This window comes from Leuconostoc gelidum subsp. gelidum KCTC 3527 (assembly GCF_000166715.1).
Lineage (GTDB): Bacteria > Bacillota > Bacilli > Lactobacillales > Lactobacillaceae > Leuconostoc > Leuconostoc gelidum.
In genome coordinates this window covers 20,228-27,176 of the sequence record NZ_AEMI01000008.1, presented here as the reverse complement: position 1 = coordinate 27,176, position 6,949 = coordinate 20,228, and the positions used below count along the sequence as shown (strand labels likewise).

The window sequence follows — 6,949 nt, the reverse complement described above, 5'->3', positions numbered from 1 at the left end:
ATATACATAATAAATTATCTTTACTCCTTTTCAAACCTGTCTGACTATACCAATCGTAGTTAACATAACAGCGACTATCCAAAGTAGTTGCGATAACAGTGTTCATTAGCTATTGTGAAATACCCCTTGTGAATTTTGATCCCCCTGCCCTTTTCCGACAGTTCACAAAGTCAATTTTACGATTTTTTCACAATCTATACCAATCTATACTGTGTTATCTTTGAAACGATTTCTTTCTTGTGCTGATAGTTGAGTGTTGACATAATTATCTATTAAAAATTGGATTGCTTCATAATTATATTCAACTTTTAAGTAGCGTTTTAGTTCCTCTAATTCTTTTTTTGTTTGTGGAGAAACTTTTAAAGTTTTTCTTTGGTTTGGTGAAGGTATATATTTATCAGTTTCAATAATTTCTGCACTTTGTGTTGGTTGATTAATTTCAACTTTTGGTTCTTTTTCAGGTTCTACAAAGGATTGTTTTGGTGTGAAATTGCCACGTTTTCTAAGCGTTTCTAAGTTACTCATGTTTGGCGTCCTCCAGTGTGTTAATCTTTTCTATAAATTCATTTGTTGCTATTTCGTATGTTTGCATGACTTTTCTGTCGAATCTGTCTTTATCAGTGATACCCGTGATGTCAAATCGCTTAATTCTTTCCATGTGTGGAATGACTGATTTGAAGACTAGATCGTCACCAAAGCTTTCTTTAGCCATGTTGAGCATAGCATTATCAACGGTGCCTTTTTTATTTTGTAATACTGGAAGTATTCCAACAACGTCAATATTAAGATTGAATTTATCTTTATAAATAAGTAAATCATTGATGTAGTTTTCTGCTCCTGTTAATGATCTCTCCTGCGTTTGAAAAGAAATTAAGGTATAGTCAGAAGCTACGGTAGCGTTTGCTGTTACTTCTCTACTCATAGGTGGAATGTCAAGAATGATGAGATCATAATTTGGTCGTAGTTCGTCTAGTAGTGGTTTTAATATAGAAACTTCTTCTGTTTCATTATTAGCATGTTTGTATACATATTTTGGAAAGTCTCCAAAATCAGGATATGAAGGAAGTAGATCATAATTTGGCATTATGTTAACAGGCAAATCAACTAATGATCCATTGGCAACTCCAGACATAATCGTTTTGTTTATGGTCATAATATTGTCTTTTTCAAGAGCAGATTTTGTCAGTAAAAGGGCTTTAGTAGCATTGGTTTGTGGATCTAGATCGACTACTAATACTTTTATACCCTGTTTAGCAAGAGTATATCCTATTAGTGTACTGTTTGATGTTTTACCTGCTCCACCTTTATAGTTTCCAACGGTAATAATTAATCCTTTATTGTTGTTTTTCTTAATTAATTTTTCCATGATATACCTTGTCCCCTTTTTTATTCATGTTAACAATTATTTAAATAGTTGTCAATGGGTACAAAGAGAAAAAGAGAAAAGGGTAAAAGGGGACAAAGAGAAAAAGAGAAAAAGAGAAAAAGAGAAATCCTTTTATATGAACGATAAGTGTTGATAAAAAGGGACATGTCTAAAAAGGGACATGTCTAAAAAGAGAAAAAGGTATTAAGAGAAAAAGAGAAAAAGGGAAAAGGGGACATGAATTAAAAAAGGTTGACATCATGCTTTGTATGATTTATATTTATGGCATAGGTTTTTAAATTGAATAAAAGAAAAGCCACCAAGAACGCCAATTCTTGATAGCCACGTAAATCTTATTTGTTTTGGTTAACGTAACTATATTATACAACATAACCTTTGTGTTGTAAATGTGGGTGATTTCAAATAGAGTGAAGCCAAACACTTTAAGGGGTATGGTTGATATGACAGGTAGGGGGTAGTTGTGTTTCTTGCAACTCGGTAGATCCAAAGTGCTATATCAGGTATACGAAAAAATAGACAAGTGCCATTTTCCCAGACACTACTGTACAAAAATATTTGGGTGCTACACAAACAATCCATACTGGGCGTGTAGTAGGGTGAGAGCGACCATTAACGGCTCGGCAGGTAAAACGGTGTTCAAGGACACAGAGCTTGTATTTAAGCTGTATCGTGATAAAGAGAATAAGTATAGTGATACAGCGCCAGTAAGGGCGTTTTTTTATTGGTTCAATGACTAAGTAATTGATTAAATCAGGTGGGTAAAACCAAAGCTTGTATGGATAAGGTGACGGACGACTGAACGATCGGTCAAGTGTTTGTTTGATTAAAGTTTTTTTCTTCCTAAAAACAAGGGAAAAACTATCTTCGGCTCTAAACTTCCCTCACTCTCAATCAAGCATTTGTGACTTGCTTGTGTCAACAATTTCTTTTAGTTTTCTCTATTTATTTAGATTTAAAGACAATAAAAAAAAGCCACCACAACAGTTAACCACGGGCGAGCTTAACTGTTGTGGTGGCGGTTGGCTGTCGCGCGGTTTCCGTGTTTGGTGGCAGATTTTTAGAATGATTTAAGATATATTTTTTGATCGTCCATATATTTTGTTGTTATGCTGTTGGCATATATGAATGGATTTTGAATGATTTTATCTTCTTCACAACAATCTATATTATTTTTCATGTAGTAGTATTTGAGATAGTTTTTTATACGATTTTTTAAGGCTTCATGGCTGATTTCAAATTCTTTGCAGATTTGATTAAATTTAAAACCATTATTTATGTATTGATTTAAAGCATTATCATTGATCAAAAGTTGACTAGCTAATGTATTGGCTTCTTGTTCTTTGATTGTATCTTCTGCTGAATAATCATTGCCTATAATTAAAGATGAATAGGTTTCGTTTTTTGTATTACTGTGTAGTTGAATGTGTGATAATTCGTGCAGAATTGTAAAATGTTGTCTGCTTGCAATTGAAGTATCATTATAATAGACCATGGATAAATATTTGTTGATAATTGTTAAACCATAAATACCATAACTACCGTTGATTAGTTTGTTAAATTGACGTTTGTTAAGTGGTGATATGGTTATTTTTTTTGTGTCTTTAAAAAATTCTGTAACGTTCCACCACCTGATTTGTGTTTCTCTAATGTGGTAGTATTCGCTTACAGTCTGGGCTAATTCTTTGCTGATTTGTTGTAATTCCAAATATTTTTCAAGTTCTTCTGGGTACATTATTTCGTATCTTTGTCTTCTTTCTCTTGCTCTTTTCGTGCTTCTTCAATTTGTTTAAAGGCAAAGTCTTTTAGTAATTTGAGTTGTGCTTTGAATTCGTCTCTATCTTCTTCTGGTACGTTTCTCATATCAATTCTAAAGAACATTGAGGGATCATCTTCTTCATCAATTGGGCTTGGGTCGTTACTTCTTCCTAATAAATAGTCACTAGTAGTATTAAGAACATCTGCAACTTTTTGTATTTTTGTGCCTGTTGGGTTTTTAGTTTTCCATGAGTAAATACTTCTTGGTGCTAAGTCTGATTTTTCTTCTAATTCAGACAGTGTAATTTTTTTCTCTTTAGCTAATTGTTTTACTCGATCAAGTATATTTTCTGAATTTTCCATTATTATTTAACTTTCGTTGATTTAACTATTGATATTCAACCATAGTTGATATAAAATAGTATTTGTAAGTTAGTTGAAAAAAAAAGCCCAGTGAATTGGGCGACATTTAATTTTATTTATTTGAATTAAATCTGTTTTTCTACGCTTATGAGAGAATAAAAAAAGGTGCGCAGGGCACCAGACGAAATTAAAACTGGATATACAGTCATTTGGATAACAGTTATATTCAATTAAAATAAGTCCCTAACAAGTTTTATTTTAATTGATATTAGGAATAAAGGCAAGTTTTTATGCTTTTAAGTTTGTTATTTTACTTGATGAGTAGTCATGGGGTCGAGCTTTCATATCTAGCTCGTGATGATTAACTATGTTATGTAAGTCAATCATTAACTACTGTAATAAAACCCGTAGCGGTGTCAAAGGCGCGCAGAGTGTGGGGGAGTTAAACGTCAAGTGGCGTTTGGCAGAACACAAATTGTAGATGTAAAGAATGCCAGGATCACTTATTGAAAGTGTGAGCGTTCGCAATGATTGGTTATAATCCATTTTAGTTTATCGCTGGTCTTGTTAGAAATAGATATGAATTGATAAGTTAAGTTGTTTTTTAGGTTTTTTTTACAATTTAACTTATTGTTGATGAATTATATAGTTTATAAGTCACGTTCTTTTTAGCCAATTTGGTTGATCAGGACGTTTTATTGTAGGGTGGTGGTTATGGACGAATATCCTGATGTGTTTACATTAGATGATGAGGGTCTATTAACAACCGACATTGAACTGATTAAGTGGTTTGAGGAAAAGGATAATCAAATTTTGAAAGGTTTGATTAAACCTGAAAATTATATCCCACTTAGTGAGTATGAACAAGTGTATCATGAAAGGCGGTTTAAACGTTATTATGACTAATGATGAGGGCAAGACGAAAATATTCTTGCGTGGTGATTTTGAAAAGCCTTTAACGGCAGAGGAACATGCGGAATTGTTAGCTGATTTAAAGCCATTGGCTGATAAGTATGAGTTCCATGTGTCGGTTGAGACTAAAATTTAATGTGTTGTTACTAAGAACATTTTGATTATTTAATCTGGAGTGTTCTTTTTATTTTGATTAAGAAAGAGAGTTTTAATTTTTATGAGTAAGATGTTGAAGTTGTTACCTGAAAAGGGTAACTTGAAGTTTTTGTATTTAGGAACACCTGATAATGGGCGACCACAGTTTTTGATTGAAGGTTCTGACGCTGATGCCTTGACTGTTACACCAGTTGGTAAGTTGCCAGAGGGCTTGAAGCCAAAAGATGTTGTGAAGTTTGAAAATATGACGCTTGATTTGGTGCCAATTGGTGGTTCACGTACTAAGGTGTCGGGTTTGACTGCTGTTATTAAGAAAGAAAATGAAACAGTAGCGACTACCTGGGCGAATGAGCCAGCCCGTACTATGGTTGTGGTTAAGGGTGAGTATTTCCCTGTTGTTGATACAGATTTCTTTACAGGTTCATTTATGTATGGTGCAACTCGTGATGTCTTTGAGACTTTGAATTATCAGGAACAACAAGATCGTGGTTCCCGTGTTGGTGATTTGATTGCTAAAGATGTTCGTGTGAGTGATGAAAATGGTAAGGCATTAACAGTTCGTGTGCCTGTGGGCGTATTCCCAGAGGGTGCCTTTAAGCCATTTGATAAGGTTGAATTTGAAAATTTGGTTGTGTCATTGTTTGACGGTTCAACCAATGATGATCCAGATCAAGATGTTTTGTTCTTCTCTGCTAGTGGCATTTCAAAGGCAACTGCTGATAATAAGCCACAAACAACTGCTAAGCCTGCTGAGGCCAAAACTAAGTAATGGCAGGAAAGGGGTTAATCAATGAGTAAATTATTTCCCCGTGGTTTCCGTGTTCGTTATTGGCATAGGCATTTAAGGCGTGATGTTTTTATTGCGATTGGACTTGTGCCAGTGGTCATATTTTTGATCACGATTGTTTTTCGTTTACTTGCGATTATGCCACCTAGTAAAGGTCTAGTCAGCTTCACAAAAGCATTGGTTACACAAGTTGATTGGTTGGCTTTTGTTAATAGTTTGTTACCGGGTCTTTATTTAACTTTGATTGCTATGGTGGTCTTAGTGCTTAGTGCAAGTTATTGGTATTGGAAGACTTATCAATTTCAAGGCTTTTGGGCGACTGTTTTTCGCTTAGAAAGGCTATCTAATTGGCTAATTGCTAATCAATATTATTTGGTCAAGGAAGTTGATGAAAAAGAACACCGTTTGAGTTTCAATTTGGGTGGTGAGAAAGGTGGTTGGCATTGGTAAAACAAAAAATTAAGCTGCCAAAAGTCAGTTTAAAGAACAATGGTAAGGTTGGTTTTTCAATCTATTTACCAATGGACGGACAAAAGTATCAAGATCGTTTTCGTGATCGACGTATTTCACAACCTATGTCGGCTATGTTGTTTGCGGACGGTGTGGGAACAAATGATATTTTTGGGTTTAAGTCATTTGACTTTATTTCTAATCCGTTGGGATTACGCTTAGGCTTATCTGACATGACCATAACAGATCATACGATTGAAATTATGAAAGGGGTGGTTTGGGATTATGAAAAATATCCCCAGGCACTTATTTCTGGTGATACGGGTTCTGGTAAATCATTCTTTTTGTTTAGTTTGCTGAATGGTCTGATTAAAAGTGGTGCGATTGTTGATGTTGCGGATCCAAAAGAGACTGATTTATCAGTGCTTGGTAAAACAGCGTCACTAAAATATCGTGTTACTTATGGTCGTGATCGTATTCTAAAATCATTTTATCGTTTTTATTTGGAAATGATTAAGCGTGGTCGTGAATATCATGATTTATTGAATGATAATTTAGAAGAAAATGTTGGAAACTATCGTAAGTATGGTTTGAAACCACATTTTTTTGTTTTTGATGAATTTGGTGCGTTTGTTTCTGGTTTGAAATATAACGATAATGAAGCGATCCAGCAAATTTTGGGACAAATTACCATGTTAGGTCGTCAATTAGGTTACTTTGTAGCGATTGCTATGCAGAAACCAACGGCTGATACGATTGGTAGTGCGTCTCGTGATCAATTCCAGTTCCGTGTGGCACTTGGTAAGATGAAATCTAGTGGATTGTCTATGATGTTCCCTGATGATGTTGACGAAGTGCAATTTAAGGAACTCTCAAAAAATTTAAAGGGTTGGGGTTATTTAGCTATGACACCAGGGCAAGCAAGATCATTTTTTGCGCCTGTTATTCCTAAAGATTTTGTCCCGTTCAAATATTTTGATGAATTAGGTCAACAATATCCAGCCGTTCCAGTTGAGCCAATGGGTGAGATTAAGGAATTTTTGGATAGTAAAAGCGCTAAATATGTAGAATTGAACTTTTAGTTAGTACCTATTAGTCATTTGGCAGGCCTAATTTGATTTAGTGATTGTAGGCAGTCG

Annotated in this window: 9 protein-coding genes; 5 read left to right on the top strand and 4 right to left on the bottom strand. The window is 34.6% G+C overall.

Annotation, left to right across the window (positions count from 1 at the left end; translation table 11 throughout):
* Positions 1-204 precede the first annotated feature (204 nt).
* The 4 genes from EUI_RS0102360 to EUI_RS0102340 all read right to left on the bottom strand — a co-directional run bounded on the left by EUI_RS0102360 (position 205) and on the right by EUI_RS0102340 (position 3,505).
* Positions 205-525, bottom strand: a complete 321-nt coding sequence (locus tag EUI_RS0102360) for a hypothetical protein (protein WP_010015795.1) — start codon at positions 523-525, stop codon at positions 205-207.
* Positions 518-1,366, bottom strand: coding sequence for a ParA family protein (locus EUI_RS0102355; protein ID WP_010015794.1), 849 nt, complete (start codon positions 1,364-1,366; stop codon positions 518-520). Before EUI_RS0102355 ends, EUI_RS0102360 begins: the two co-directional genes overlap by 8 nt.
* A 1,078-nt stretch (positions 1,367-2,444) precedes the next feature.
* Positions 2,445-3,119, bottom strand: coding sequence for an ImmA/IrrE family metallo-endopeptidase (locus tag EUI_RS10735; RefSeq protein WP_010015793.1), 675 nt, complete (start codon positions 3,117-3,119; stop codon positions 2,445-2,447).
* A complete protein-coding gene (locus EUI_RS0102340; RefSeq protein WP_010015792.1) occupies positions 3,119-3,505 on the bottom strand; it encodes a helix-turn-helix domain-containing protein in 387 nt (128 codons plus the stop codon). The genes EUI_RS10735 and EUI_RS0102340 overlap by 1 nt, the downstream gene beginning before the upstream one ends.
* A 714-nt stretch (positions 3,506-4,219) precedes the next feature.
* On the opposite strand from EUI_RS0102340, the gene EUI_RS0102335 reads away from it, so the two are divergent.
* The 5 genes from EUI_RS0102335 (at position 4,220) to EUI_RS0102315 (ending at position 6,892) form a co-directional block, all read left to right on the top strand.
* Positions 4,220-4,411, top strand: a complete 192-nt coding sequence (locus EUI_RS0102335; protein WP_010015791.1) for a hypothetical protein — start codon at positions 4,220-4,222, stop codon at positions 4,409-4,411.
* The gene (locus tag EUI_RS10605; RefSeq protein WP_010015789.1) at positions 4,404-4,553 is read left to right on the top strand and encodes a hypothetical protein; all 150 of its coding nucleotides are present in this window, start codon (positions 4,404-4,406) and stop codon (positions 4,551-4,553) included. The genes EUI_RS0102335 and EUI_RS10605 overlap by 8 nt, the downstream gene beginning before the upstream one ends.
* Positions 4,554-4,634: 81 nt before the next feature.
* Positions 4,635-5,342, top strand: coding sequence for a hypothetical protein (locus EUI_RS0102325; RefSeq protein ID WP_010015787.1), 708 nt, complete (start codon positions 4,635-4,637; stop codon positions 5,340-5,342).
* A 21-nt stretch (positions 5,343-5,363) separates the two neighbouring features.
* Positions 5,364-5,810, top strand: a complete 447-nt coding sequence (locus EUI_RS0102320) for a hypothetical protein (protein ID WP_010015786.1) — start codon at positions 5,364-5,366, stop codon at positions 5,808-5,810.
* A complete protein-coding gene (locus tag EUI_RS0102315; RefSeq protein WP_010015785.1) occupies positions 5,804-6,892 on the top strand; it encodes a P-loop NTPase family protein in 1,089 nt (362 codons plus the stop codon). The genes EUI_RS0102320 and EUI_RS0102315 overlap by 7 nt, the downstream gene beginning before the upstream one ends.
* The last annotated feature ends 57 nt before the right edge of the window (positions 6,893-6,949 follow it).

What these genes read in the sequence shown, in the direction of transcription:
- EUI_RS0102355 (WP_010015794.1), bottom strand. Translation starts at nt 1,366, where the DNA reads ATGGAAAAATTAATTAAGAAAAACAACAATAAAGGATTAATTATTACC.
- EUI_RS10605 (WP_010015789.1), top strand. Translation starts at nt 4,404, where the DNA reads ATGACTAATGATGAGGGCAAGACGAAAATATTCTTGCGTGGTGATTTT.
- EUI_RS0102360 (WP_010015795.1), bottom strand. Translation starts at nt 525, where the DNA reads ATGAGTAACTTAGAAACGCTTAGAAAACGTGGCAATTTCACACCAAAA.
- EUI_RS10735 (WP_010015793.1), bottom strand. Translation starts at nt 3,119, where the DNA reads ATGTACCCAGAAGAACTTGAAAAATATTTGGAATTACAACAAATCAGC.
- EUI_RS0102325 (WP_010015787.1), top strand. Translation starts at nt 4,635, where the DNA reads ATGAGTAAGATGTTGAAGTTGTTACCTGAAAAGGGTAACTTGAAGTTT.
- EUI_RS0102320 (WP_010015786.1), top strand. Translation starts at nt 5,364, where the DNA reads ATGAGTAAATTATTTCCCCGTGGTTTCCGTGTTCGTTATTGGCATAGG.
- EUI_RS0102340 (WP_010015792.1), bottom strand. Translation starts at nt 3,505, where the DNA reads ATGGAAAATTCAGAAAATATACTTGATCGAGTAAAACAATTAGCTAAA.
- EUI_RS0102335 (WP_010015791.1), top strand. Translation starts at nt 4,220, where the DNA reads ATGGACGAATATCCTGATGTGTTTACATTAGATGATGAGGGTCTATTA.